We start from the raw sequence: 26,509 nt of genomic DNA on the forward strand, positions 1-26,509 counted from the left end.
GTATTTACATCGGCTGCGCCACGTCCGGGTACAGACGCGCCAGTACATCGGCAGTGATCGCCGCGATGATGGGCTGCACACGCTCGGCCGCCAGTTCAGTTGATTTCTCGCGGCGCACCTCTTTCCACAACTCGGCCAATGCGCCCTCATGGCGCGCCACCGCCTGCTCGACTTCATCTTGCCAGAAGGCCGGCGCTTCGCTTTCAACGAAATTGCCGCGGCCACGGCCAAAGTGCGCCACCGCCAAGTAACGGAGCACGCCCGCCACCACCAGGGTGCGCAGGAAAGCATCGGTAAATTGCATCGTGGGCTCATTGCGGTCCGTGCCGGAATTAAAGCCCCAGGCTGCGCCTGCAAACGTCAGCGCACCGACCACGCCGCCAAGCAAAGCGCCAGTGCCCAAGGTCAGGCCGCCGGAAATCAGGTCGGCCGACAGGCCCGTCGCCGCACCGGAAATCATGGCACCCAATAGCCCCGCTTGCGCCTTGTCGATAGGCGCGCGCACGGCAAAGTTCTCCCGTATCCGGCTATTGATCTTATGCGCATCGGTCGGGTCGAGTTTGTGCAATATCAAAAGCTCACGCGTGGTGGTACCGCTATGCGTATTGAGTCGCGCCACCAGGCTGGCCATGGCCTTTTCCTGGCGTTGCTGCTCTGCATTCTTGCCGATACCCACCACCTGCAAGGCCGATTTCAACAAGCCCCTGGACGCCGGATCAATGGCTTCGCGATCCTGTCCGGCAACAGCCAACTGCGTGGCCAGCAGGTGCATGGCCTGCCGGAAACGCGCCGTATTCTGCCCTTGCCAGGCAGCAAACAGACGCGTATAACCGCCTTGCTGCGACTGCGGCAACAATTTACCCACGGCTTCGTAAAACACGCGCTCATGAACCCAGCAGCGGGCAAAGGCATCGAGCGCCAGGACGTCGCGCACGATCGGATACTGCTGCAGGTGCTCGCGCCAGCGTGCCTGCTCGCCGTGCTCCTCATTGCCAGGACGCGGCGGCCCCATCTGGTTGAGCAAGACCACCACGGGCTTATCCAGCCAGGCAAGGATTTTCATTTCCGCCGGCAAGTAGCCCGCATCCTTTGGGTGTTCAGAGGAGTTGACCAGGTACAGCACCACATCGGCGGAGTCCTTGGCCGTGCGCAGCGCTTGCTGGCTGAGCCAGAACGGACGGTCGCGGTAACGGTCCAGCACTTCGCGCAGGAACCAGCCGATGGGATTACCCGACTGCCCCAGACGCTTGAGCAGGCGCACGGAATCGCCAAAGCCTGGCGTATCCCACAATTGCAAGGCATCGCCCTGCGGCGTGGCCAGCAAGGTATGCGATTCGGCAAACACCGTCACGTGAGCGGCATCGCGCACTTCGCCGATGTCCACGCCGACCAAAGTGCGCGCCAGGGTAGTCTTGCCATTATTCGTGTGCGAAATCAGCGCAAACTGAATCTGCACCGCATCCTCCTGCACATCTTTATTCACATTCACACTCATGCTGCTGCCGATACTTTCAGCCCGACACCGGCATCGAGCGGGCGCAAGGCAGGGTTGAGCAAATTGACCACGGTGGCCGTGGTTTTGTGGAACTGGCAGAACTGTTGCCACAAGGCGATTCGTTCCGCCAGGCGCGCGCCGTTATCCACCTGTTCGCCCGCGCGCTCCAGGTAGCTGGACTCGTCGATCAGCACGGCGATGCCGCGTGCCGACGATTGCGCCAGGTAATCGAGAAAGGCGCCGTGATTTTCCTTCTCCGGCGTCGCCGTCAGATTGAACAGCACGGCCGTGATATTGACTTGCGGATCATTCAAGTCCGTGTCGCGCAAGACGTCCTGCGGTTCTTCGCCATACGACGTCGATGGACGCAGCATCATGCGGCCTTGCTCGCCGAACAGCATGATGGACAGCTGGCCCAATCCCATGTGGCGTGCTTCATCAACAGTAAAGCTGTATGGCAAGACGCGCAGCATGCCGCCCGTGGCCACGCCGATGCTTTCATTGAGCTTGCGGAAATACGGTTGATCTAGATCCAGCGGAAAGTTCCTGGCCAGGCGTGCGGCGCGCCAGTTGTTGACGAGGGCCAGGATCAGGCGGGGAACGACGACCAGCAGGAAAATCGTTGCCGCATACAAATGCACCCAGCGCGCGCCGCCTTCGACGGTCGTCGTTTGCGGGAAGCGCAGCGCTTCGATTTCCGCCAGCGAAAAGCCTTGCAAATGAAACAGAGCAATAGCCGGCGCAAACAAGGTCGAAAGCAGGCTGTGCACTTGGCCGGCATTCAAAAAGGTGCTTTCCCAGCCGGCTGCGTATTGCGACAGGAAACCGCGCGCATACAGGGAGGCAACGGCGCCGATGGCAAACATGGCGGCGCTCAGGTGAATGGTACGACTGAGGCGCGCGGCCGTCAGTTTGGCACTCAAGTGCGCCCATTCCCCCATGAAACTGAGCAAGCCCGAGGACAAGGCGTGCGGCAACTTGCGCGGCAACGCCAGGCGGCCCACGCTCAGGTGGCGCACCAGTCCCGCCTTCGGCCAGCCCAGGGAACGCGAAGGGATGCATAGCCAGATCAGCAAGCCCAGGTAGACCAGCACATTCCAGGCGATGATCAGCAGCAAGGGCGCCGACAGCAAGTCGACACGATGGGGATCTGTGATGCGGTCCAGCCCGGCGCCCAGCAGCAAAGCCAGCAGGGGCAGGGCCAGCGCCAGGGTTTTCATGCCATTGCGGCGTTTCGCGAAAGCGGCGAAGGCGGGCGTGCGCTCGGTGATGCGCTTGAGGATCAGTTCCGAGCGCTGCTGCAGGAAATCGTCACCTGTCACTTCGGCCTGCTTGCCCGAAGCTTGCCACTGCGCAAGCTCACGCGCGCTGCGGCTGGCATACATGCGGTCATCCTCACTGAGGACTTCTTTTTTCTGGTCGGCCGTCTCGATAGCACGGACCAATACCACTTCTCTCGCAATCTGCTCGTTCATGGTGCTCCTGTTTTTGTATGAAACGACAACTACACAGGCAGATTGTGACGTACTTTTGTGTTTCAGGCCAACGCGTCCTCGGCCCGGAGCAGCTTATGCAGCAGATATATCAGGAAAGAAGCGATCCAGGCAGACCACAAGGTGTGTGTAAAAAATTGCGTACCTTGCAACTGTTGCTGCCAGCCTGCGACCAAACCGCACAGCAATATGACTCCGACGAGCAGAAACGCCGTGCGCGGCCGTCCGGGCAGGCAGAACAATGGCAAGGCCAGCATCCACCAGGCAGTATTCGCCTGTGTAGCGGGCAGGCAGACCATGGCAGATGCGCTGGCCGGTAATGTTTCCAGCAGGCGCGTGTACGGCGCCATTCCGCCGTAGCGCAACAAATCCGTGGGGCAAGGCACATCACTGAATGAGGATAGCAAATAAATACTTAATGGCACCAGGACAGCCGACAGCGCCACGACATGCAAGGCGCTGCGGCGTGAGGCCGGCCAGGCCAGTGGACGCTGCGTGTCCCAGACCGCCAGAGCAATCGCAGCTGCGGCCAGCAAGGTCATGCAGAACTGGAAACCGCGCGTCCACGCACTGCCAGCGCCGACAAATTGCCCGCGCATTCCGTCGAACATACTGTCGGCGATCATGAGGTCGAGGTTGCTGTAATTGCCGATCCAAATTATCAGCATGGCCGACAGCATCAAGGCGCTATCGATGCCTTTGGGAGTTTTGACGAGTTTAAGCTTGGCCAACATGGGTGCACACACTACTTGATGAGAATGGAAGTCATCGTACAGTGTCAATATGAAGAGAACATGACGATGCCCGCCGTGCACAACATGTGGTGAAAATGACAAAGGCAGACGTAGGTCGGCTTAGCGCGCAGCGCGTAAGCCGACACCATCCACGGCATATCAAACCACCAGACGAAAAAAAACCCGCCAATTACTTGACGGGTTTTTCTCTACTGCGAATAACAAGCCTGACGATAACCTACTTTCACACTGGTTGCAGCACTATCATCGGCGCAAAGTTGTTTCACGGTCCTGTTCGGGATGGGAAGGGGTGGGACCAACTTGCTATGGTCATCAGGCATAACTTGTACTGGCATTTGTCTCCAATTGGACGACAAAGCCTGAATCTGGAAGAAGCAAAGATTGGGGTAATGACTGGTAGTATCAACACACACGCAACGTTGTACCGTCTTATCCTCTGTACCTGCTAAGGTTATAGGGACAAGCCGTACGGGCAATTAGTACTGGTTAGCTTAATGCATTACTGCACTTCCACACCCAGCCTATCAACGTCCTGGTCTCGAACGACCCTTCAAAGAGCTCAAGGCTCTGGGAAATCTCATCTCAAGGCAAGTTTCCCGCTTAGATGCTTTCAGCGGTTATCTCTTCCGAACTTAGCTACCCGGCAATGCCACTGGCGTGACAACCGGTACACCAGAGGTTCGTCCACTCCGGTCCTCTCGTACTAGGAGCAGCCCCCTTCAAATTTCCAACGCCCACGGCAGATAGGGACCAAACTGTCTCACGACGTTTTAAACCCAGCTCACGTACCACTTTAAATGGCGAACAGCCATACCCTTGGGACCGGCTACAGCCCCAGGATGTGATGAGCCGACATCGAGGTGCCAAACTCCCCCGTCGATATGAACTCTTGGGAGGAATCAGCCTGTTATCCCCAGAGTACCTTTTATCCGTTGAGCGATGGCCCTTCCATACAGAACCACCGGATCACTATGTCCTACTTTCGTACCTGCTCGACTTGTCAGTCTCGCAGTTAAGCACGCTTATGCCATTGCACTATCAACACGATGTCCGACCGTATCTAGCGTACCTTCGAACTCCTCCGTTACACTTTAGGAGGAGACCGCCCCAGTCAAACTGCCTACCATGCACTGTCCCCGATCCGGATAACGGACCAAGGTTAGAACCTCAAACAAACCAGGGTGGTATTTCAAGGTTGGCTCCACGAGAACTAGCGTCCCCGCTTCAAAGCCTCCCACCTATCCTACACAGATTGGTTCAAAGTCCAATGCAAAGCTACAGTAAAGGTTCATGGGGTCTTTCCGTCTAGCCGCGGGTAGATTGCATCATCACAAACATTTCAACTTCGCTGAGTCTCGGGAGGAGACAGTGTGGCCATCGTTACGCCATTCGTGCAGGTCGGAACTTACCCGACAAGGAATTTCGCTACCTTAGGACCGTTATAGTTACGGCCGCCGTTTACTGGGACTTCAATCAAGAGCTTGCACCCCATCATTTAATCTTCCAGCACCGGGCAGGCGTCACACCCTATACGTCCACTTTCGTGTTTGCAGAGTGCTGTGTTTTTATTAAACAGTCGCAGCCACCAGTTTATTGCAACCCTTTCACCCTCATGGAGTAAACCATTCAAGCTACCGGGGCGTACCTTTTCCCGAAGTTACGGTACCAATTTGCCGAGTTCCTTCTCCCGAGTTCTCTCAAGCGCCTTAGAATACTCATCTCGCCCACCTGTGTCGGTTTGCGGTACGGTCTCGTATGACTGAAGCTTAGAGGCTTTTCTTGGAACCACTTCCGATTGCTTCGTGCACAAGTGCACTCGTCTCAACCCCTTGAATTCCGCACCCGGATTTGCCTAAGTGCCTTCTATGAGCCAAAAACCAACTATTCCAACAGTTGGACAACCTTCCGCGATCCGTCCCCCCATCGCATCATACGACGGTGCAGGAATATTAACCTGCTTCCCATCAGCTACGCATCTCTGCCTCGCCTTAGGGGCCGACTCACCCTGCTCCGATGAACGTTGAACAGGAAACCTTGGGCTTACGGCGTGGAGGCTTTTCACCCCCATTATCGCTACTCATGTCAGCATTCGCACTTCTGATACCTCCAGCATCCTTTACAAGACACCTTCGCAGGCTTACAGAACGCTCTCCTACCATATCTATTGCTAGATATCCGCAGCTTCGGTGACTGGCTTAGCCCCGTTACATCTTCCGCGCAGGACGACTCGATCAGTGAGCTATTACGCTTTCTTTAAATGATGGCTGCTTCTAAGCCAACATCCTGACTGTTTTAGCCTTCCCACTTCGTTTTCCACTTAGCCAATCTTTGGGACCTTAGCTGGCGGTCTGGGTTGTTTCCCTCTTGACGCCGGACGTTAGCACCCGACGTCTGTCTCCCAAGCTCGCACTCATCGGTATTCGGAGTTTGCAATGGTTTGGTAAGTCGCAATGACCCCCTAGCCATAACAGTGCTCTACCCCCGATGGTGATACTTGAGGCACTACCTAAATAGTTTTCGGAGAGAACCAGCTATTTCCAAGTTTGTTTAGCCTTTCACCCCTACCCACAGCTCATCCCCTAATTTTTCAACATTAGTGGGTTCGGACCTCCAGGGCGTGTTACCGCACCTTCATCCTGGCCATGAGTAGATCACTTGGTTTCGGGTCTACACCCAGCGACTGATCGCCCTATTCGGACTCGATTTCTCTACGGCTTCCCTATTCGGTTAACCTTGCCACTGAATGTAAGTCGCTGACCCATTATACAAAAGGTACGCAGTCACGGAACAAGTCCGCTCCTACTGTTTGTATGCACACGGTTTCAGGATCTATTTCACTCCCCTTCCGGGGTTCTTTTCGCCTTTCCCTCACGGTACTGGTTCACTATCGGTCGATTACGAGTATTTAGCCTTGGAGGATGGTCCCCCCATATTCAGACAGGATGTCACGTGTCCCGCCCTACTTGTCGTACGCTTAGTATCACCGGTCCGATTTCACATACGGGGCTATCACCCACTATGGCTCCTATTTCCAGAGGATTCTGTTATCGGTCCGACTATCACGTACAGGCTCTTCCCATTTCGCTCGCCGCTACTTTGGGAATCTCGGTTGATTTCTTTTCCTGCAGCTACTTAGATGTTTCAGTTCGCCGCGTTCGCCTTGCATACCTATGTATTCAGTATGCAATACCCTAAAAGGGTGGGTTGCCCCATTCGGAAATCTGCGGATCAAAGTGTGTTTGCTCACTCCCCGCAGCTTATCGCAAGCTACTACGTCCTTCATCGCCTGTAATCGCCAAGGCATCCACCATGTGCACTTATTCGCTTGTCCCTATAACGTTAGCCTCTCATCATTTGCATGAGGAAAGAGCGCTACAGGGATAAGAAAGTACAACGTTGTTGCTTGTTTGTTGATACATACAATCATTACCCATCGATTCGCTTTTTACGGCAAACCGATCAATAAATAATCTTTACTTCTTCCAGATTGTTAAAGAACGAAACAGCTTTGATCGCTAAAAGATCAAATCTAAACCGGGTCTGTTTGACTGGCTTACATTTGCACTTTCGAGTAAAACTTTGGTGGAGGATGACGGGATCGAACCGACGACCCCCTGCTTGCAAAGCAGGTGCTCTCCCAGCTGAGCTAATCCCCCTGAGATTTACTACTCGGTTTTTACTGGTAGGGCTGGTTGGACTCGAACCAACGACCCCCGCGTTATCAACACGGTGCTCTAACCAGCTGAGCTACAGCCCCAACGCGGAACTACTACGACTACTGTTTCTTCTCTTACTAACAGCCGATAAGTGTGAACATTTGATGCGTGAATCATTTCTGATTCGTGCAAACTCTAGAAAGGAGGTGATCCAGCCGCACCTTCCGATACGGCTACCTTGTTACGACTTCACCCCAGTCACGAATCCTACCGTGGTAAGCGCCCTCCTTACGGTTAAGCTACCTACTTCTGGTAAAACCCGCTCCCATGGTGTGACGGGCGGTGTGTACAAGACCCGGGAACGTATTCACCGCGACATGCTGATCCGCGATTACTAGCGATTCCAACTTCATGCAGTCGAGTTGCAGACTACAATCCGGACTACGATACACTTTCTGCGATTAGCTCCCCCTCGCGGGTTGGCGGCGCTCTGTATGTACCATTGTATGACGTGTGAAGCCCTACCCATAAGGGCCATGAGGACTTGACGTCATCCCCACCTTCCTCCGGTTTGTCACCGGCAGTCTCATTAGAGTGCCCTTTCGTAGCAACTAATGACAAGGGTTGCGCTCGTTGCGGGACTTAACCCAACATCTCACGACACGAGCTGACGACAGCCATGCAGCACCTGTGTACTGGTTCTCTTTCGAGCACTCCCCAATCTCTCGGGGATTCCAGCCATGTCAAGGGTAGGTAAGGTTTTTCGCGTTGCATCGAATTAATCCACATCATCCACCGCTTGTGCGGGTCCCCGTCAATTCCTTTGAGTTTTAATCTTGCGACCGTACTCCCCAGGCGGTCTACTTCACGCGTTAGCTGCGTTACCAAGTCAATTAAGACCCGACAACTAGTAGACATCGTTTAGGGCGTGGACTACCAGGGTATCTAATCCTGTTTGCTCCCCACGCTTTCGTGCATGAGCGTCAATCTTGACCCAGGGGGCTGCCTTCGCCATCGGTGTTCCTCCACATATCTACGCATTTCACTGCTACACGTGGAATTCTACCCCCCTCTGCCAGATTCTAGCCTTGCAGTCTCCAATGCAATTCCCAGGTTGAGCCCGGGGATTTCACATCAGACTTACAAAACCGCCTGCGCACGCTTTACGCCCAGTAATTCCGATTAACGCTTGCACCCTACGTATTACCGCGGCTGCTGGCACGTAGTTAGCCGGTGCTTATTCTTCAGGTACCGTCATTAGCAAGAGATATTAGCTCTCACCGTTTCTTCCCTGACAAAAGAGCTTTACAACCCGAAGGCCTTCTTCACTCACGCGGCATTGCTGGATCAGGCTTTCGCCCATTGTCCAAAATTCCCCACTGCTGCCTCCCGTAGGAGTCTGGACCGTGTCTCAGTTCCAGTGTGGCTGGTCGTCCTCTCAGACCAGCTACTGATCGATGCCTTGGTAGGCTTTTACCCTACCAACTAGCTAATCAGATATCGGCCGCTCCACGAGCATGAGGTCTTGCGATCCCCCACTTTCATCCTTAGATCGTATGCGGTATTAGCGTAACTTTCGCTACGTTATCCCCCACTCTAGGGTACGTTCCGATATATTACTCACCCGTTCGCCACTCGCCACCAGAGCAAGCTCCGTGCTGCCGTTCGACTTGCATGTGTAAGGCATGCCGCCAGCGTTCAATCTGAGCCAGGATCAAACTCTTCAGTTTAATCTCTGTTACTTTGCCGTTTTACCGGCATGGTCGAACTATTTAACTAGTTCAAACCCCTCGCATTGCGAGGTGTTTGCTCACTCAAAAAACTGACAGGCTACTTCCGAAGAAGTATCCTATTTCATTATTTCTTGTGAACATTTGATATTTTAAGTTAGACGCCAATCCGAAGATTGACGCTGCACTTACATCAAATGCCCACACTTATCGACTGTTAATTGTTAAAGAACTGTATTCGGTGCTGCTTATTTACTACTCTCGCGCTATCGACAAAGCGTTGTGTTTGTCAGCTGCGAAGAAGGAAGAGTATGAAGCATTTCGCTAAATCCGTCAACTCCTTCTTTTCTCTCGTCTCACTCGGCATTTGCATGCGTCGTTCAGCGAGGGGGCGAATTATAGCCAAGGTGCCGCGGCTCCGCAAGAGCCATTTATGGCAACACGAATGACTTCACCAGGGTCAGCTCCCCGGCGGCCCGCATCGGCACCTGGAAGCTCTGCAGCTTTTCACGCGGCGTGCCTTCGTTGGTGATGACCGATATGCGGGCGACGGTCAGCATGGCGGTATTCTCGCCGCTGCCGTAGTAATTGACGTAGACGTGATAATTGCCCTTCAGGGGCGCCGCGCTGGAAAAGATCTCCGGGCCATAACCGGTGGTTACGTCCACATCCAGCGCGCCGCCATCTTTCAAGACGCGATTGCCGTACCAGGCGTGGCCACCGTCCGGCGTGACCACGTGCATATCGAGGTCGGTGCCGGCGCTGTCCCACGACAGCACGACGCGCAAGCGCGCCTGGGTCTTGCCCTGGTAGCTGTCGACGAACTGGGTCCGCGCGCGGCTCCTGCCATCGGGCGAGCGCACTTCCACGCTGTTCGAGCCGCTGCCGAAGCCATAGGGACGGCTGTAGCTGCCATCCTCACCCACTTCCATCGGCATCGCCACGCCATTGACCACCAACGTAGCGGGCTTGCCCTTGACGGCGCCGGCGATGCGCCCCCGTATCTGCGCCGTTTCGGCCTGGCCCGGCTGCAGGTTGACCGACGCGGCGGGGTAGTTGACCGCTTGCGTGTATTCCTCGCTAGCGCCGGCCGAATTGCGCCAGCCACTCTTGGGGGCGTCGATGGTGACCTGGGCCTGCGCCCAGAGTGGCAATAGCATCAGGGGAATCGCGCAACGGATATAAAAACTCACAGGGCCTCCAGGTTAAGGTCGACGAGCCGGCGGGCCAGCCGCTCGACATATTCTTCGTCCTGGCCGCGCGGATGGTTGCGCAGGCCAAGATGCAGGTATTCATGGGCCAGGGTGATGCGGTCTTCGCGCGTGGCCAGCGGCCGCATGTAGATGCGGTTGCGCGACTGCTCCGAATACGGCGCGCCGCTCTGCAAGGCGCAGACCAGCGGCGCTTGCGGCGGCGCCTCGTAGCCGGCCTCGCGCAGCAGCACGCGCTGCCAGCGCGGCACGGAGCGCGCCAGCCACTCCTCGTTCTGCGCCAGACGCCGGCAACGCGCGCCCGTATTGCCAAAGGTGCTCAGCGCACCCCCAGGATAGGCCGTCGCCAGCAATTCATCATAGTGCTTGCCTTGTTTCGCCTGGCGCACCGCCTCGCTCCACGCCATGGTCCCTTCGGACGCCTGGTTGCTGTGATAGCGCACGGTGACGCCATCGATGATCAATTGGTCGGTCCAGCGCGCAATGGCCAGCGCCGCCGGCGTGGCCGGGCTGGGACTGACGCGCTGGGTCGCGCTGCTGTCGGCAATCTGCTGGCAGCCGGCCACCGTCACCGCGTTCTGCTGCAGATACGTGCGCGCGGCGATTGCCAGCGCCTTGGCCGCTTCCGGCTCGCCAGTACTCGCTTCGCGATCGAGCACGCGCGCCACATACTCATTGACGCCGAAGCGGCCGCGCAGTTGCGGGCGGCCGCCCTTCTCTTGTAGCAGCATCAGTTCACCGCTGCTGCGCAAGGCCAGGTTCTGGCCATTGTCGAACTGCACATGGTAGCGGCCATTCAGCGGCCCAACCGCAGCCACGCCACGCTCGCCGCGCACGGCGCGAATCGGATAGCGCTTGAAGTAATCGACCACCACACAGCCGCCATCGTCGGCCGCGCCCACTTTCGGCAAGCTGGCGGCCAGCCTGGGCGCCCACTGTTCAAAGACATTGCTGCTGCCGCCCGCGCCGCCAAACCAGATCGGCGTGCCGTCGGCCAGCCAGCCGGCCGCGCCGCCGATGCGTTCGTCCGCCCGGCGCTGCTCGTGCCAGGAATACGTTTTGACGCGCAGTTGGCTACCGAACCAGCGGGCAGTGCCGGCGCCGCGTCCATCAAGCACCACGCGCAGCAGCGCCGCTTCCGCGTCCACGCGGCTGGCGGCCGGGATGCTGTCGAGCGCGCGCAGCAGGCTGTCCAGGCGCACCATGCGATTTGGTGCCAGCTGCGCGGGATCCGACAGCCAGGCAAAGTCCCCTGCCGGCGCACTACCCAGGCGGCCCGTCCAGTACTGCCGCCATGACGCTGGCGCGATCATCAGGCGCTTGGGCGAGAAAAATGGGCCGCACGATTGCGCCAGCGCCGCGTCGTGGCCGATGCTCTGGCCCGCATCGCAGCAATACACTTCTTCCGGATCACGGCCGCCGCAGCGGTAGTCCGGCATCGCCACCTTGTTATCACTCGCATACACATATACGAACAGCTTCCACAGGCTGGCCAGCGGCACTTGCCGCGCGCCGTCAAACGGCGGCGAGAGTGGCAGCGTGGCGCCGCCCTGGCGCAGCTGCCGCACTTCGATTTTGCCGTCACGCCACCAGGCCACATCCAAGGAGGCCGAAAAAGCGGGCGTCGCCAGCAGCGTGGCAAGCATCAAGGCCGGACGTACAAAGCCCATCACTCGACCTTCAACGCGCGCGTGGTCTTGCCGCCGCCTTCGAAGGCTTTCTGCTCCGGCTGATACATGCGGTAAAAGCGCGCTGGCGGCAGCACGTAACTGCCCTTCTGCGCAAAGCGAATCAAATGACGCACCGTCACCTCGCCGGCCAAAGGCTCGACCGGCACGGCGTAGCCGTCGCGGCGCTCGGTGTGGCGCGCGCGTTCCAGCGCCGCCGGCTTGTCGCCCGCCATGACCATGCCCCAGGTGGTCGATTCGACCATGGCGCCCGGCGGCAGCGCCACTTCCAGCAAGCCAAAACGGTGCTTCGCGCCCGGCGCCGCTTTCAAGGTAATTTCATCGAGGTAGAGCGCGTCCGTGCTGAGCGCCTCGCCCGGCTTGACCAGCTCCGTCGTGTAACCGCCCTTGCCCGCCTTCATGCGCAGGATGCGCCGTTCGACGGCAACCGGCAAGGTTGGCGCTTCGGCCGCGTGGCTATCGTACTGCAGCACGGCCACCGTGCCGGCCGGCGCCGCGGTCGATGCGGCGAGACGCAATTTATCGGGAATACTCTTGGTATCGCTCCAGCGCCAGACCGGCTGGCCGCTGCGGCTGTCGCGTTTTTGCCAGGCGCCGTCCAGCGTAACGACCGGCCCCTTGCCGAACGATGCACCGCCCAGCTTCTTTTGCACCCACATCAAGGTCATCGCGCGGTCCAGGGTCGGCATCTCGGCGCGCACGCTGGCCAGCACCACCTCGGCCTGGGTAGCCGGCACTTCACCGGCCAGCATCAGCAAGGCCTGCGCCACCGGCGCTTTCGATACACTCAACACCTGCCATGAGCTGGCCACTTGCAGCTGCAGCGAATGCGGCAGGGCGATGCCGTTCTGGGCGGCCACCAGCGCCACCAGACCCAGGCCCATCGCTTGCGCTTCGCGGTCAAGTGCGCCGCCCAGCAGCAGGCTGCTCGTGTCGCCAGGCTGGCGCGGCTTGCCGCCCAGGACGGCGATGGCGCTGTCGTCCACGAGGCCCGCCGCCAGCGTCTGCGTGGGCAGGCCCATCTCGCGCGCCATCCACAACACCAGCGCACGGTCGCCCATCGCATCCTTCAAGCCATGTTCGCTGTAGACGGCCAGCAGCTTGTTCCAGTGCTCGGGCGGCAGCTCGATGCGCAGCGCGCGCGCCGCGTACCAGTCCGCGTAATAGGCGTAGGCAGTCATCAGGGCATTGCCGGCCGTGGCATTACCCCACCAGCCGAAGACGGCGTTCGGACCGGCCATGGACACCAGACGCAGGCGCTGCGCAGTCAGCAGCGTTTGCAGGCGCTCGCTTGCAGCACCCGCGTCCGGCCCCAGGCTTTGCGTAGCCAGCGCCAGCGGAATCAAGCGGCTGGCCGTCTGCTCCACGCAGCCATATGGATAGTCGATCAGATCGTCGGCGATGCGCGCGAACTGGCTGGCCGCGCCTTGCGCGAACGAGACGCGGATATTGCGCGCGTCCGCCGGCAGCTTGAGTGGAATATCACCGGTGGCGCCATCAAGCGGCAGCACCAGCGAGCGAGGGCTGCTCCAGGCCGCGGGCAAGGTTTGCATGGCCGTGTCCAAGGAGTCGACCAGTTTGCCATTCTGTTTTACTTCCAGGCGCAGCGGCCCACCGCCAGCAGTCAACGGAAATTCGACGTAATTGACACCCGGTTTGGCAGACAGTTTTTCCGTCTTCGGCTGCGCTCCGCCAGAGAGAACGACGTCGAGCGCCTGCTCCTTGCCTGTCTGGTTGAACACGGCCACCGAAGCGCGCGGCGCATCGCCAGCACGCATCCAGTCGGGCGCCGTCCACTTGGCATAGAAGTTTTTATCGGAACGCAGATAGGCGGTGCGCTGGCCGACGCGCCCCTGCTCATCCATCGCGCGGCCCGTGATACGCCAGCGGGTCAGCGCATCGGGCATGGTGAAACTCACGCGCGCATTACCATTCGCATCGGTCTTCAGCGAAGGCGCCCAGTAAGCCGTATCGATATTGTCGCGGCGAGGACGTTCGAGCACCTTGACGCCGCGCTCGTTGTAATTGTGGCGCGCCGGTGCGCCGGCCGTGCGGCCCTGCGCCATGTCGTAGCTGATGAAAGACAGGCTGGCCGTGGTGCGCACGTTGTTGCGGCGCGGGTGATAGAAGAAGTCGCCGATGTCCGGCGCGATTTCCGGCTGCAGCACATAGATCATTTCATCGACCACGCCCAGCGCCACCATCGTGCTCAAAGGCTTGCCGTCCAGCGTCGCCTTCACATCGAGCGTGACCTTCTCGCCCGGCTGGTAGACCTCTTTGTCCGCCTTGAACTGCAGCGCGATGCGCGGCTCGATCACTTGCAGGCCGGCGTTCTCGAAGACGAAGTCGCCATCGCGCGTGTACGCCACAGAGAACGTCATGTTCGGGCCATGCTCTTCTTTTACCGGAATGCGCACTCGCCACTGGCGCGGCGCCACGCGTTTCGCCTGGTACCAGTCAGCGCCGCCGGCCATCAAACCATGGTGCTCCACCTTGTCGCGTTCTAACGTGAACAGCGCCTGCTCGACCTTGTCGGAGAAGGTGATCAGGGCTTCGGCCGTGTCGCCCGGACGATAGCGGGCGCGGTCCAGCACGATCTCGATGCTGCCCGGCGTCGTTTGCACGCCATCACCCGACACCCAGTGGCTGGCGGCGGCCAGCAAGTTGCCACGCTCGTCGCGCAGCGCCAGCTGATACGAGCCCGAGGCGGGGAACGTCACGTCCCAGCCCTTGGCGTTTGGGTCGAACGCGCCGTCGGTCTTGCTCTGTTTTTCCAGCTGCACCATCTCCCAGCGCACGGGCTTGGCCGCGCCCTGGCCATCGGCCAGCAAGTCAAAATGCACGTTTTGTCCCGGATCGGAAAACTGGCGCGTGGCCTTCAGCTGGTAGCTGCTGCTCGAGCGTTCTATCATCAGCTCGCGCGTCGCCTTGACGCGGTAGGCCGCGCCATCGGTCGCCAGCACGGTCAGGATGTAGCGCGAAGGATCGGCGGCCGGAGGCAAGCTGAAGTCCACATTGCCGCTGCCGTCGCTCGTCACTTCCTCGGTCTTCAAGGCCACCGGGAACAGGCCGCTGTAACGCAGTTCGCCTTCGACCATGGTGTTTTGCTGGCCGCGCAGCGACAAGGTCATCTTCGCATTTTTCACCGGTTTGCCATCGGGGTAGCGCAGCGCGATGCTGCCCTTGACGGCCTCGCCCGTCTTGAATTCCGGCTTCGAGGGCTGGACGTTGATTTCAAAGTGCGGCTTGACGTATTCGGCCACGCGGAAGGCCGCGCCATACACGCCATCCTTGTAATTGAAGCGCAGTTCATAGCCGCCGGCGGTCGCTTCCGTGGGCAGGCGGAAGCGCGTGTCCGCGCCCGTGTCGCCGGACAGCTGCAGCGTTTGCGTCAGCAGCGGCGTGCCATTCGGATTGAGCACGCTCAAGCTGATCGGCGCAGCGGCGGCTGCCTGCGAGTTGCGCGCGGAGGTGAATTCGCGGCCCAAAAACTTGACGTTGACCTCGTCGCCGGGCCGGTACAGGGGCCGGTCCGTCACCGCATAGATCTTGGTGTTGTAGATCTCGCTGTCATAGTAAAAATTCTCGGATACGAACACGCCACCGTCGCGGTCCTGGCCCAGCACATACGTGTGTTCCGGGCTGCCGCGCTCGAGCGAGGCGACGCCGTCGACACCCGTGGTGGCCGATTGCAGCACGCCGGTACCGTCCGTCCATGCCACATTGGCGCCGGCCACGGCGGCGCTGTTGTCGCGCCGTGCCGTCCACACCAGCATCTGGCCGGACGATACCTTGGTGACGGCCACCGTGTCCGACACGAATACCAGCGTGGTGGCGCGGTGCTCGCCGATGATCGCTTCGATCAGGTACAAGCCCGGCTTGCGTTTGCCCAACGGGATCATCACGTTGCCGGCGCCGGCGACGATGAAGTCGCTGCTGGACCCATCGAGCTTGACGCCTTTGGGCGGCGCGATGGCCCTGGCCTGCCAGATCGGATAGCGGAAGCTGTCGACCAGCTCCATGCCCTTGATCGGCTTGTACTGCGGATGATTGGCGAACACGGTGCGCCGGCGGATCGCGTCATTCGTCGCCAGCTGCGGCTGCTCTTTGGTAACGGCCAGGCGCGCCTCGCCGGAAAACAGCTTGCGCCAGGCCAGGCGCGACTGCTTCCACCAGCGATCCCACAGAAAACTCAAGGTGTTGGCCAGGCCCTCGCCCTGGTAATTGCCCTCGACCTGGATGCGGTGCAGATTGCGCTGCTTTTTCAGGAATTCCATCGGTTCGGGCACGCGGTAGACGACGATGTCGGCGCCCGAATACGCTTCCAGATTCATGCGCCCCATGTCGCGGCCCGGCACTTCCAGGCGCACGCGCGCTTCATCAACACTGCCGTAGCTGGCGTCCGACAGCAGGAAGAAGGGTTCACCCTTGAAGGTGGCGTAGTTGCTAGACTCGTTGCTCGGCTCGCGTTCCTGCGCGGAGGCGCTGCCCAGCATGAGCAGCGCGAGAAGGCCCATAAATAGCAGCTTCATGATAAAAACGCCAGCCGGAACACACCGGCGAAATTGGGATTGTTGACCACAGGTTGCCACCGCGTGTCCTTCCAGCTCGTAAGTTCTTTGATATCGACGGTCCGCAGACCATTGTCGTCGGGGGTGACGGTGCCGGTGTGGTAGGCGATGCGCGCCCCCATCCAGACCATCAGGTGCTGTTCGTCGCCCTGGTCGAAAAACAGCAGGTCGCCGGGCAGCGCCTGGCTGATTTCGCGGGCGATGAAACGGCTGTTGTGCTGCACCAGCGCCAGCGCCGTGACGAAGTGGCCGACCTGGCCGCCCGTCTGTACCCAGCGGTTGCGCAAGGCGGCCTGCTTCGCGTCCAGTTCCAGCTCGGGCGGCAGGCGACGGTCGCTGGCGATGCCGTTCGCATGCAGCCACTTCGCGTCATGCACGGTGAGCGCTTCATTGACGGCAAAGCGCACCAGGCCGGCGCAATCGCGGTGCGTCCAGCGCGGCGACGGCCCCCGTTCGATCTGCGCGTTGACGATGCGCAGCATCCAGGCCTGGAAGGCGCGGCTCTGCGCCTGCGACAGCTGCACCTGCGGTTCGGCGGCCACGCGCAAGGCCCAGGCGGGCATTGCCACGGTGGCGGCGCAAGCCGCCAGCGATCGCAAGGCGGCACGGCGTCCATGCCACAGCGTCATCGCGCGGCCTCTTGCCATTCCAGCGTTTCCCACGACGTGCCGCTGGCTGGCTGCCGCTTGAGCACCATGCGCAGCGGCGGATATTTTTTCAAGGCGTTCAGGCGCGGCACCAGGTGTTCGTTGGCGGCTGCGCGCAAGACCGGTTCGTTATTCGCCGGCAGGGTATCGAAGGCTTCCAGCTGGATCAGCCGGGCCAGCGACGCCGGCGCGATCAGGCCGATGGTGCGCGCGCCATCGGGCAGCAGGTCGCTGGCGGCCGGCGCCTGCTTGCGGCGCACGGCCAGCACCTGGTCCACCAGCTTGCCGTCGGCGGAAAAAACGACGGTATTGCCGGCCACGGCCAGCGCCGGCGTGGACTGGCCCAGCGCCGTGGCGACGCTGCGCTCCCAGCGAACGGCGCCATCTTTACCTGTCGTTTTGCGCACGGGATCCTTGCCGCCGATGGCCGCCTCGAACAGGCTGCCATAGACAGCGTCATCACCGGCCTGCGCACTGCGCGTGGCGACAAACACCGGTGTATGCAGGCGCGAGTTACCGTACCAGCAGGCGGCGGCAGGGCCTTGCAAGTGTTCGGCCAGCGGCGCCACCGGTTCCGATGTCTTGCTGCCCAGGTGCTTCAACACGGGCTGCAGCGCGGTCCAGTCGACGGGCACGCTGAAGCAGGCGCTCGGGTTGTGCGGCAGCACGGGCCACAAGGCGCTGCTGTCGTAGCCGTCCTTGCCGCTCTTGTTCAACTTATCGGCATTGAGCAGCACCTTCGATTGCCAGGCGCCCTGTTGAAAATCGAAGCGCAGCGCCTCTAAGGCGCCAAAGAAGGGCTGGTAGCCGAACGACAGGAAATCTGCCTTGACGGCGATGCTGTGGCCCTCGGGCGCGGCGCCGTCGAGATGGAACTGCGGATGAAAAACGTTTTGTTTGGCCGGCTCTGGCGCCAGCAGGCTGGCCACGGTTTTCTCGGCCGTGCCATCGCCATGCTTGCCATCGCTGCCGCCATACAGCATGCCGGGATGGGACAGGATGACCAGGCGCTGGCCGTGCGCGGCAAACAGCAAGGTGCGCTGGTAGGCATAGTTCAGCGCGTAGACGGGCACGCTGTCGCCATCGACGCGCAAGCTGCCGGCCACGCGCATCTGCGTATCCTTCAAGGCGATCTTGCCCGCTTCCTCGAGCAGGCGCGTGAGCTGGCTGCGCGACACGGCAATGGCAAAGTGCTTGAGCGAGCCGTCGGCGTCGCGCCACAAGGCCACTTCCGCCGGCTGGTCCAGCACCATGCGCAGCAGCTGGTCGCCCCAGCCCAATTCATGCTCATAAGCGATGCGGCGCAAGCTGCCCTTGAGGCCCAGCCGGTCTTCGCTCTGCTCGTAATAGAACAGGAAATCCTCGCGCAGCACGTCGCGCGCCAGCGGCACCGTCAGCAAGTCGCGCGGCAAGGCCGACAGGCTTTTCGTGCGGACCAGCGCGTCGGGCCGCGACAAATCGAGCTTCAAGCCGTTGACCGGCCCCATCGCGCCCCAGCCGAAGACCCGGTAGCCGACCAGCGCGGCGGCTACCACGGCCACCCCGGCCAGCGTCCCGACCAGGACTTTTTTATTGAGTACGTTTTTCGCCAGCACCGTGTATCCCTTTACCCTGCCGTAGCATTGACAAGTTAGTAATTATTGACAAATGGTAACATGGCATTTGTGGCCGCAGCGCACAGCTGACGCGACAGCGTAAAATAGCGGTTTCGCCGTTTCCATCGCCGCCATGACCATCCTGCTCTCCACCCTGAACGCCCGCTACACCCACGCCTCGCTGGGATTGCGCTATTTGCTGGCCAATATGGGGCCGCTGCAAGCGCAGACGCGGCTGCAGGAATTCGTCATCGGCACGAAAACCACGGAACTGGTCGAACGCATCCTCGTCAACAAGCCGCGCATCATCGGTTTTGGCGTATACATATGGAACGTCGAGGAAACCACCAAGCTGGTGGCCATGCTCAAGAGGGTCGCGCCCGAGGTCATCATCGTGCTGGGCGGGCCGGAAGTGTCGCATGAGGCGGGCGAGCAGGAAATCGTCAAACTGGCCGATTACCTGATCACGGGCTGGGGCGACGTCACCTTCCCCAAGCTGTGCGGCGAGATCCTCAACGGACCAAAACCGCTGATGAAGATCCACGCGGGCGTGCAAGCGCCGCTGGCGGAACTGCAACTGCCCTACTCCTTGTATACAGACGACGATATCCGCCACCGCACGATTTACGTGGAAGCGTCGCGCGGCTGTCCGTTCAAGTGCGAGTTCTGCCTGTCGGCGCTGGACAAGACGGCCTGGCCCTTTGCGCTGGAAAATTTCCTGGCCGAGATGGAATCCCTGCATGCACGCGGCGCGCGCCTGTTCAAGTTCGTCGACCGCACCTTCAACCTGAATATCAAGACCAGCTTGAAGATCATGCAGTTCTTCCTGGACAAGATCGAGGCGAATCCGGACGACCCGATCTACGCCCACTTCGAACTGGTGCCCGACCATTTGCCCGACGCCTTGAAAGAAGGCATCAGCAAGTTTCCGCCCGGCGCGCTGCAGTTCGAGATCGGCATCCAGAGTTTCAATCCGGACGTGCAATCGCTGGTCAGCCGCAAGCAGGACAACCAAAAGGCGGCCGACAATATCCGCTGGCTTTGCGAAAAATCAAACGCCCACCTGCATGTGGACTTGATCGCCGGCTTGCCGGGCGAGGATGAAGCGAGCTTCGCGGCCGGTTTCAACAAGCTGGTGGCCTTGAAACCGCATGAAATCCAGTTCGGCATCTTAAAGCGGCTGCGCGGCACGCCCATCATTCGCCATACGGAAAACTATGGCATGGTGTTCGACCCGCACCCGCCGTACACCATCCTGGCGAATAAACAGCTCGATTTCATGAGCATGCAGCGTCTCGTGCGCTTCGCCCGCTACTGGGACCTGGTCGCCAACTCGGGCCGCTTCGCCAATACGGTGCAATGGATGCTCGGCGATGCGCCGTTTGAAAACTTCATGGATTTTTCGAACTGGCTGTATGCCCATACGGACGCCACCCACCGCATCGCCATGGAACGCCTGGCCAAGCTGGTAGCGCAATGGCTGCAGACGCGCGGCATGAGCGCGGTCGAGGCCAACGCCCTCGTGGCGAGCGACTATGCGGGCGGCGCGCAGGCCGCCGCACATGCCAAGCCAGCCGAAGTGGGTACTGGCAGCGCCAAGCTGCGCCCGGACGTCGCCCTGCCGCAGCGGCAGGCGCGCCACCTGGCGTCCTGAGGGGCCGGCGATTGAACAGCGGTGGCGGTCTGCGCCATTCTCCCTTAAACTGGCACGATGCCGACTGTACAATCGCCGAAACTGACCCTCTCCCAGACCAGCTCCCAACAGGGAGCCCTTGTCACTGCCAGCGGCACCTGGCAGGTGCACGCGCTGGCGCATGACAATGCCATCAAGGCCATCGATGCCCAGCTCAAGCCCTTGCAGGGCGATGCCAAGGTGCAATGGGACCTGTCGGCCATCGACAGCATGGACCATATTGGCGCCCAGCTGTTCTGGAATGCCTGGGGCAAGCAGCGCCCCGCGCAGCTGACCCTGGCGCCATCGCAGGAAGAGTTTTTCCGGCGCATCGAAGAAACGGGGCCGCTGGCAACGCCGCCCTCGCGCGCCAACCGCCTCACGCCCGTAATGAAGCTGGGCATGGCCATCCTGCTGTTTTTCGAACATTTGAAGGGTTTTATTGCCTTGGTCGGCCAGGTGACACAGGATATCGGCCGCTTCGCGCGCCATCCCATGCGCGGGCCATGGCGTGAAATTTCCGCCAATATCTTCCATGCGGGCTTCCAGGCGCTGGGCATCACGGCCCTGGTCGGCTTTTTGATCGGCGTCGTGCTGTCCTACCTGTCCGCACAGCAGCTGCGCGCCTTTGGCGGCGACATCTACCTGGTCAACCTGCTGGGCATGAGCGTCATCCGCGAACTGGGGCCTTTGTTGGCCGCCATCCTCGTGGCCGGGCGCTCCGGTTCATCCATCACGGCGCAGCTGGGCGTCATGCGCGTCACGGAAGAGCTCGACGCCATGCTGGTGATGGGCATTTCGCACGGTTTCCGCCTGATCATGCCAAAAGTGCTGGCCCTGGCCATTTCCATGCCCCTGCTCGTCATCTGGACGGATACGGCCGCGCTGATCGGCGGCATGGTGGCGGCCAAGGTGGAACTGAATTTGTCGGCGCGCTATTTCATCCAGAAGCTGCCCGATGCCGTGCCGCTGGCCAACTACATGATCGGCCTGGGCAAGGGCGTGATTTTCGGCATGCTGATCGCACTGGTCTCCTGCCATTTCGGCCTGCGCATCAAGGCCAACACGGAAAGCCTGGGACGCGGCACCACCACCGCCGTCGTCACGGCCATCACGGTCGTGATCCTGGCCGACGCCGTGTTCGCCATCGTCTTCAATGGAGTGGGCTACTGATGACGGACGATACCGAAATCGCTTGCAAGGTGAGCGAAGGCAACGGGGGCCAGTTCAACCTGCATGGCAGCGCGCCCGTGGTGGAAATCACCAATCTGTGGACCAAGTTCGGCCGTACCGTCGTGCACCAGGACTTGAACCTGGAAATCGAACGGGGCGAAATCCTTTCCATCGTGGGCGGCTCCGGCACGGGCAAGACGGTGCTGCTGCGCCAGATGCTGGGCCTGGAACATCCGGCGCGCGGCTGCGTCAAAGTGTTTGGCGAAGATATCAACCAGGCAAGTTCCGACCAGTTGCAGCAATTGCGCAACCACTGGGGCATGCTGTTCCAGCAAGGCGCACTGTATTCGGCACTGACCGTGTTCGACAATGTGGCCCAGCCGATGCGCGAATTGCGCGTGCTGCCCGAAGCGCTGGTGCACGACGCGGTACTATTAAAGATGAATATGGTGGGCCTGGGCCCGGAACATGCGCTCAAAATGCCGTCGGACTTGTCGGGCGGCATGATCAAGCGCGTGGCGCTGGCGCGCGCCCTGGCGCTGGAGCCGAAGCTGCTGTTCCTCGACGAACCCACGGCGGGCCTGGACCCGGACCTGTCGGAAAGTTTTGTTGCCCTGATCCAGTCGCTGCACCGCGAGCTGGGCTTGACGGTGGTGATGGTCACGCATGACCTCGACACTTTGTTCGCCCTGTCCACGCGCATCGCCGTGCTGGCGGAAAAACACGTGATCGCCATCGGCCCCACACGCGAGGTGATCGAAGTCGACCACCCGTTCATCAAGCAATTTTTCCTCGGCGACCGCGGCAAGCGCGCGCTGGCCGTCCTCGATGAGAAACAGGCGGCGGCGGGCAAGGCGGCGCAGCCAGGCGACGACGCCGGCACAGACAAGAAAGCGGAGAAGTAATGGAAAACAGATCACATGCCCTGATGACGGGATTTTTTACACTCACCTTGCTGGTGGCCGCGATTCTGTTCGGCGTCTGGTTCAACCGCGACCGCGTGGAAAGAGTCCCCTACCTGCTCGCCACCACCCTGTCCGTGCCGGGCCTGAACCCGCAGGCCACCGTGCGCTACCGGGGCCTGGAAGTGGGCAAGGTCGACGCCATCGACTTCGACACGCAAAAGGCGGGGCAAATCCTCGTGCACATCAGCGTGGCGCCCGACACCCCCGTCACCAATACCACTTTTGCCACCCTCGGCTACCAGGGCGTGACGGGCATCGCCTACATCCAGCTCGACGATGAACACGTGGGCTCGAAACTGCTGGGCACCAGCAAGGACAAGCCGTCGCAGATTCCCCTGCGCGCGGGCTTGCTCGACCAGCTGGAAAAGCGTGGCAAGCGCATTCTTGACCAAGCCGAGCAGATCACCAACAAAGTCAACAACCTGCTCAGCCCCGACAACCAGGCGGCCATGCTGGGCGCCTTCACGGAAGTGGGCAAGGCGGCCAAGGCCTTCGGCGCCATTCCGCAGCAGCTGGAGCCGACCCTGACGCAATTGCCGCAACTGACGGAACAAACGCGGCAAACCTTGACGGCCGTCAGTACGGCCAGCAAGAACGTGTCGGACTTGACGGCCACGTGGAAAAAGCTGGGCAACGACATCCAGGCGCCCGGCGGCGTGCTCGACAAGGTCAATGGCACGGTCGACCGGGTCGGCACTTCCGTGGAAACGGTGGCCAATGGCGTGTCGCTGGAAGTGCTGCCGCAGGTAATCGAGCTGAGCGGCGAAGCCCGTTCCTCGATGCGCGCCCTGAAAACCACCATGAGCACGCTCAATGAACAGCCGCAGAGCATCTTGTTCGGCGCCCCAGACATCCCGCCCGGCCCGGGCGAGCCCGGTTTTTCGGCACCGGGCAAATAAGGAGAACACCGCATGCCTATCCCTCGCCATTTCAGCGCACTCATTCTGGCCGCCGCATTCCTGCTGGGCGGTTGCGCCAGCCGCGGCCCCGTCCCCACCTTCTATGATTTCGGCCCGGCAGCACCGCAGGCGGCAACGCAAGCCGCAGCGCCAGCCGTGCCCGTGCTGGTGATCGCCGACGCCAACGGTCCGTCCTGGCTGGACAGCCAGCGCATGTATTACCGCTTGCTGTACGCCGATGCGCAGCAATCGCGTCCGTACGCCTACAACCGCTGGAACACGCCGCCGCTGCAACTATTAAGCCAGCGCCTGAAAACCCGCGTCGCGCAAAGCGGCGTGAAAGTGCTGTCGACCACGGACGCGGCCGCCGGCATGCCCCTGCTGCGCATCGACGTCGATGATTTTTCGCAAAACTTCGACACGCAGACGCACAGCAGTGGCCACGTGTCGCTGCGCGCCTCGGTATTCCGCGGCCACCACCTGATCGACCAGAAAACCTTCAGCCGCAGCGGCCCGGCCGGCAGCGCCGACGCGCAAGGCGGCGCGCAGGCGCTGGCCGCGGCCTCGGACGCCATCGCCACCGACCTGCTGACCTGGCTGGGCACGCTGAATATCACGAAAGAATGACCGAGCCCGCATCCCCAGCCAGTCCGGCGGCGCCGCTGCCGCCCGTCCGTTCCTCGCCCGTGTCGCGCGCGACCCTGCTCGCCTACGTCTTCCTGATCGTGTACGCCAGCTGGTTCCCGTTCACGGGCTGGCACAGCAATGGCCTGTCGCCGCTGACGTTCCTGGAAAACACGCGTATGCCCCGTTACTGGACGGGCTTCGATGTCGGCGTGAATATCGTCGGCTACATCCCGCTGGGCGCCTTGATCGTGTATTCGCTGTTTCCCAGGATCACGGGTTTCTTTGCCGTCATCGTCGCCAGCCTGTGCGGCATGCTGATTTCCGGCAGCATGGAAGCCGTGCAAACCTATTTGCCCAGCCGCGTCTCGTCGAACCTCGATTTTTATACGAATGCGGCCGGCTGCTGCATCGGTTCCATCATCGGCGCCCTGACGGCGCGCAAGCTGCTCGACCACAGCCATTTGTACCGCTTGCGCCAGCGCTGGTTTGCCCAGCACGCCAGCCAGGGCCTGGTGCTGGTGGCCCTGTGGCCGCTGGCGCAGATTTATCCGCAAGGCTATCTGTTCGGCCTGGGCCAGTTGCTGCCCATCCTGTCGGACTGGCTGTCGCGCCTGGCGGGCATGGAGATCGACCTGGCCGCGTATCTGCGCCCCGACGTGATATTGACCGTCGAGCAATATTGGCTTTCGGAAACCATCATCACGGCTTGCGGCATGACGGGCGCCGTGCTGACCTTGCTGTGCCTGTTGCGCCGCGCCGCGCCGCGCACGATATTAATGCTGGCCCTCATCGCCGCCGCCCTGACCGTGCGCTCGATGGCCAGCGCGCTGCTGTTTGCGCCGGAAAATGCTTTCGTCTGGATCACGCCGGGCGCCCAGGGCGGCTTTTTGATCGGCCTGATCATGCTGGGCGGCCTGGCGTTCGCGCCCCACGTGGCGCAGCGCCGCATCGCGGCCGCCACCTTGCTGCTGAGCCTGGTGATGGTGAATACGACGCCGATCAACCCCTACTTCATGTCGACCTTGCAAGGCTGGTTTCAAGGCAAGTTCCTCAACTTCAATGGCGCGGCGCAATTCCTCGCCTTGCTGTGGCCCTTCATGGCCCTGTGGTTCCTGTGCCTGCCCTCGCACCGCCTGAACCGGCAGGATGACGCGCAGCGCCAGCGTCGCGAAGACCACCCATAAGCGTTATCATGGCGCATTGATGAATCAGCGGGAGAATAGTATGAGCGACGCACCGTATTTTGAACGCCACGTTTTTTTCTGCATGAATAAACGTGAAGACGGCCGCAACAGTTGCGGCGACCATGGCGCGGAAGCGGCGCAAAAGCATTGCAAGCGCCGCATCAAGGAACTCGACATGAATGGCGCGGGCAAGATCCGCATCAACCAGGCCGGCTGCATGGACCGCTGCGAGGAAGGCCCGCTGCTGGTGATCTATCCGGAAGCGACCTGGTACACCTATGTCGACACCAGCGATATCGATGAAATCATCGATACGCACCTGGTGGGCGGCAAGATCGTCGAACGCCTGAAAATCTGAGCCGCATATTTAATTTCAACGTTTTAACTTCAAATTAAGCCTACGCCACCAGTATGAGCATCATGAACAGAAACTCGGAAAAATTTACCCTCGCCGGCCATGCAGGCAGCATGGAAGGCTTGCTCGATTTCCCGGCAGACACCCCGCGCGGCATCGCCCTCGTGGCCCATCCGCACCCGCTGTACGGCGGCACGATGGATAACAAGGTCACGCAAACCCTGGCGCGCGCGTTTGTCGCCCTCGGTTACGTGGTGGCGCGCATCAACTTCCGCGGCGTCGGTGCTTCCGAAGGCGTGCATGACCATGGCGCGGGCGAGACGGACGACATGCAGTTGTTATATGAACACATGCGCGGCCTGTACCCGGGCTTGCCCGTCGCACTCTCCGGTTTCTCGTTCGGCACCTTCGTGCAATCGAAACTGCAGGAACGTCTGGCCGCCGCCGGCACGCCCGTCGAGCGCCTGGCGCTGATCGGCAGCGCGGCCGGCAAATGGGCCATGGCCGATATTCCCGCCGACACCATCCTGATCCACGGCGAACTGGACGACACGATCCCCCTGTCCGCCGTCTTCGACTGGGCCCGTCCACAAGACATACCCGTGATCGTGATCCCCGGCGCCGACCACTTTTTCCACCGCAAGCTCAATCACATCAAGAACCTCGTGATTGCCCTGTGGCATGGTGACAAACCCGCAATAGCAGCAGATGATCATTGAAGTGTGGGCTTACTAGCGCCTCCACGGCTATAATTGATCCGTTTTTTCCACGCGGCCATGTAAGTTGCAACGAC

Annotated in this window: 16 protein-coding genes, 2 tRNA genes and 3 rRNA genes; 8 read left to right on the forward strand and 13 right to left on the reverse strand. The window is 60.6% G+C overall.

The genetic code is table 11. The features are described from left to right. Positions 1–4: 4 nt before the first annotated feature. From FG13_RS17355 to FG13_RS17415, 13 genes are all read right to left on the reverse strand, one after another. The gene (locus tag FG13_RS17355) at positions 5–1,495 is read right to left on the reverse strand and encodes a DUF3482 domain-containing protein (protein WP_051959174.1); all 1,491 of its coding nucleotides are present in this window, start codon (positions 1,493–1,495) and stop codon (positions 5–7) included. Further along, positions 1,492–2,970 carry a DUF2868 domain-containing protein gene (locus tag FG13_RS17360; protein ID WP_035822886.1) on the reverse strand — a complete coding sequence of 493 codons (1,479 nt, stop codon included), beginning with the start codon at positions 2,968–2,970 and terminating at the stop codon, positions 1,492–1,494. Before FG13_RS17360 ends, FG13_RS17355 begins: the two co-directional genes overlap by 4 nt. Before the next feature lie 62 nt (positions 2,971–3,032). After that, a complete protein-coding gene (locus tag FG13_RS17365) occupies positions 3,033–3,722 on the reverse strand; it encodes a hypothetical protein (protein ID WP_035822888.1) in 690 nt (229 codons plus the stop codon). 225 nt (positions 3,723–3,947) lie between these two features. After that, positions 3,948–4,060, reverse strand: a 5S ribosomal RNA gene (gene rrf, locus FG13_RS17370). A gap of 138 nt (positions 4,061–4,198) precedes the next feature. Continuing rightward, positions 4,199–7,074, reverse strand: a 23S ribosomal RNA gene (locus tag FG13_RS17375). A gap of 249 nt (positions 7,075–7,323) precedes the next feature. Beyond that, a tRNA-Ala gene (locus tag FG13_RS17380) sits at positions 7,324–7,399 on the reverse strand. Between the two features lie 24 nt (positions 7,400–7,423). Continuing rightward, positions 7,424–7,500 (reverse strand) — tRNA-Ile (locus tag FG13_RS17385). A 98-nt stretch (positions 7,501–7,598) separates the two neighbouring features. Continuing rightward, a 16S ribosomal RNA gene (locus tag FG13_RS17390) occupies positions 7,599–9,129 on the reverse strand. The 16S, 23S and 5S rRNA genes sit together here with 2 tRNA genes alongside, the layout of an rRNA operon. Before the next feature lie 431 nt (positions 9,130–9,560). Next, entirely contained in the window at positions 9,561–10,289 is a 729-nt protein-coding gene (locus FG13_RS17395; protein WP_051959630.1) for a DUF2135 domain-containing protein, read from the reverse strand. Positions 10,290–10,318: 29 nt separating this feature from the next. Next, a complete protein-coding gene (locus FG13_RS17400; protein WP_051959175.1) occupies positions 10,319–12,010 on the reverse strand; it encodes a DUF2300 domain-containing protein in 1,692 nt (563 codons plus the stop codon). Then, a complete protein-coding gene (locus FG13_RS17405; RefSeq protein ID WP_235211757.1) occupies positions 12,010–16,560 on the reverse strand; it encodes an alpha-2-macroglobulin family protein in 4,551 nt (1,516 codons plus the stop codon). Before FG13_RS17405 ends, FG13_RS17400 begins: the two co-directional genes overlap by 1 nt. Next, entirely contained in the window at positions 16,557–17,228 is a 672-nt protein-coding gene (locus tag FG13_RS17410) for a DUF1175 family protein (protein WP_035822893.1), read from the reverse strand. Before FG13_RS17410 ends, FG13_RS17405 begins: the two co-directional genes overlap by 4 nt. Next, positions 17,225–18,841 carry a DUF2138 family protein gene (locus FG13_RS17415; protein WP_051959177.1) on the reverse strand — a complete coding sequence of 539 codons (1,617 nt, stop codon included), beginning with the start codon at positions 18,839–18,841 and terminating at the stop codon, positions 17,225–17,227. Before FG13_RS17415 ends, FG13_RS17410 begins: the two co-directional genes overlap by 4 nt. Before the next feature lie 133 nt (positions 18,842–18,974). Between FG13_RS17415 and FG13_RS17420 the strand changes: the two genes are divergently transcribed. The 8 genes from FG13_RS17420 (at position 18,975) to FG13_RS17455 (ending at position 26,435) form a co-directional block, all read left to right on the forward strand. Next, positions 18,975–20,495: a B12-binding domain-containing radical SAM protein gene (locus FG13_RS17420; protein ID WP_035822895.1), complete on the forward strand. Its 1,521-nt coding sequence runs from the start codon at positions 18,975–18,977 to the stop codon at positions 20,493–20,495. 57 nt (positions 20,496–20,552) lie between these two features. Beyond that, positions 20,553–21,686, forward strand: coding sequence for an MlaE family ABC transporter permease (locus FG13_RS17425; protein ID WP_035822898.1), 1,134 nt, complete (start codon positions 20,553–20,555; stop codon positions 21,684–21,686). After that, positions 21,686–22,591, forward strand: coding sequence for an ABC transporter ATP-binding protein (locus FG13_RS17430; protein ID WP_035822900.1), 906 nt, complete (start codon positions 21,686–21,688; stop codon positions 22,589–22,591). Before FG13_RS17425 ends, FG13_RS17430 begins: the two co-directional genes overlap by 1 nt. Next, positions 22,591–23,550, forward strand: a complete 960-nt coding sequence (locus tag FG13_RS17435; protein ID WP_035822902.1) for an MlaD family protein — start codon at positions 22,591–22,593, stop codon at positions 23,548–23,550. Before FG13_RS17430 ends, FG13_RS17435 begins: the two co-directional genes overlap by 1 nt. A 12-nt stretch (positions 23,551–23,562) precedes the next feature. Further along, entirely contained in the window at positions 23,563–24,177 is a 615-nt protein-coding gene (locus tag FG13_RS17440) for an ABC-type transport auxiliary lipoprotein family protein (RefSeq protein ID WP_035822904.1), read from the forward strand. Then, complete coding sequence (locus FG13_RS17445; RefSeq protein ID WP_035822906.1) at positions 24,174–25,361, forward strand: VanZ family protein; 1,188 nt, start codon at positions 24,174–24,176, stop codon at positions 25,359–25,361. Before FG13_RS17440 ends, FG13_RS17445 begins: the two co-directional genes overlap by 4 nt. 40 nt (positions 25,362–25,401) lie before the next feature. Next, positions 25,402–25,719 (forward strand): (2Fe-2S) ferredoxin domain-containing protein, encoded by a 318-nt coding sequence (locus FG13_RS17450; protein ID WP_034781335.1) that lies wholly within the window; start codon positions 25,402–25,404, stop codon positions 25,717–25,719. Between the two features lie 62 nt (positions 25,720–25,781). Beyond that, a complete protein-coding gene (locus FG13_RS17455) occupies positions 25,782–26,435 on the forward strand; it encodes an alpha/beta hydrolase (protein ID WP_035828394.1) in 654 nt (217 codons plus the stop codon). Positions 26,436–26,509 lie beyond the last annotated feature (74 nt).

This window comes from Janthinobacterium sp. RA13 (genome assembly GCF_000745325.1).
Taxonomy (GTDB): Bacteria; Pseudomonadota; Gammaproteobacteria; order Burkholderiales; family Burkholderiaceae_D; genus Janthinobacterium; species Janthinobacterium rivuli.

Excerpts from the sequence above, each read along its gene's own strand:
- FG13_RS17445 (WP_035822906.1), top strand. The coding sequence starts at position 24,174 with ATGACCGAGCCCGCATCCCCAGCCAGTCCGGCGGCGCCGCTGCCGCCC.
- FG13_RS17410 (WP_035822893.1), bottom strand. The coding sequence starts at position 17,228 with ATGACGCTGTGGCATGGACGCCGTGCCGCCTTGCGATCGCTGGCGGCT.
- FG13_RS17435 (WP_035822902.1), top strand. The coding sequence starts at position 22,591 with ATGGAAAACAGATCACATGCCCTGATGACGGGATTTTTTACACTCACC.
- FG13_RS17440 (WP_035822904.1), top strand. The coding sequence starts at position 23,563 with ATGCCTATCCCTCGCCATTTCAGCGCACTCATTCTGGCCGCCGCATTC.
- FG13_RS17400 (WP_051959175.1), bottom strand. The coding sequence starts at position 12,010 with ATGGGCTTTGTACGTCCGGCCTTGATGCTTGCCACGCTGCTGGCGACG.
- FG13_RS17420 (WP_035822895.1), top strand. The coding sequence starts at position 18,975 with ATGACCATCCTGCTCTCCACCCTGAACGCCCGCTACACCCACGCCTCG.
- FG13_RS17450 (WP_034781335.1), top strand. The coding sequence starts at position 25,402 with ATGAGCGACGCACCGTATTTTGAACGCCACGTTTTTTTCTGCATGAAT.
- FG13_RS17455 (WP_035828394.1), top strand. The coding sequence starts at position 25,782 with ATGAACAGAAACTCGGAAAAATTTACCCTCGCCGGCCATGCAGGCAGC.
- FG13_RS17430 (WP_035822900.1), top strand. The coding sequence starts at position 21,686 with ATGACGGACGATACCGAAATCGCTTGCAAGGTGAGCGAAGGCAACGGG.
- FG13_RS17355 (WP_051959174.1), bottom strand. The coding sequence starts at position 1,495 with ATGAGTGTGAATGTGAATAAAGATGTGCAGGAGGATGCGGTGCAGATT.
- FG13_RS17365 (WP_035822888.1), bottom strand. The coding sequence starts at position 3,722 with ATGTTGGCCAAGCTTAAACTCGTCAAAACTCCCAAAGGCATCGATAGC.
- FG13_RS17405 (WP_235211757.1), bottom strand. The coding sequence starts at position 16,560 with ATGAAGCTGCTATTTATGGGCCTTCTCGCGCTGCTCATGCTGGGCAGC.
- FG13_RS17360 (WP_035822886.1), bottom strand. The coding sequence starts at position 2,970 with ATGAACGAGCAGATTGCGAGAGAAGTGGTATTGGTCCGTGCTATCGAG.
- FG13_RS17395 (WP_051959630.1), bottom strand. The coding sequence starts at position 10,289 with ATGCTATTGCCACTCTGGGCGCAGGCCCAGGTCACCATCGACGCCCCC.
- FG13_RS17425 (WP_035822898.1), top strand. The coding sequence starts at position 20,553 with ATGCCGACTGTACAATCGCCGAAACTGACCCTCTCCCAGACCAGCTCC.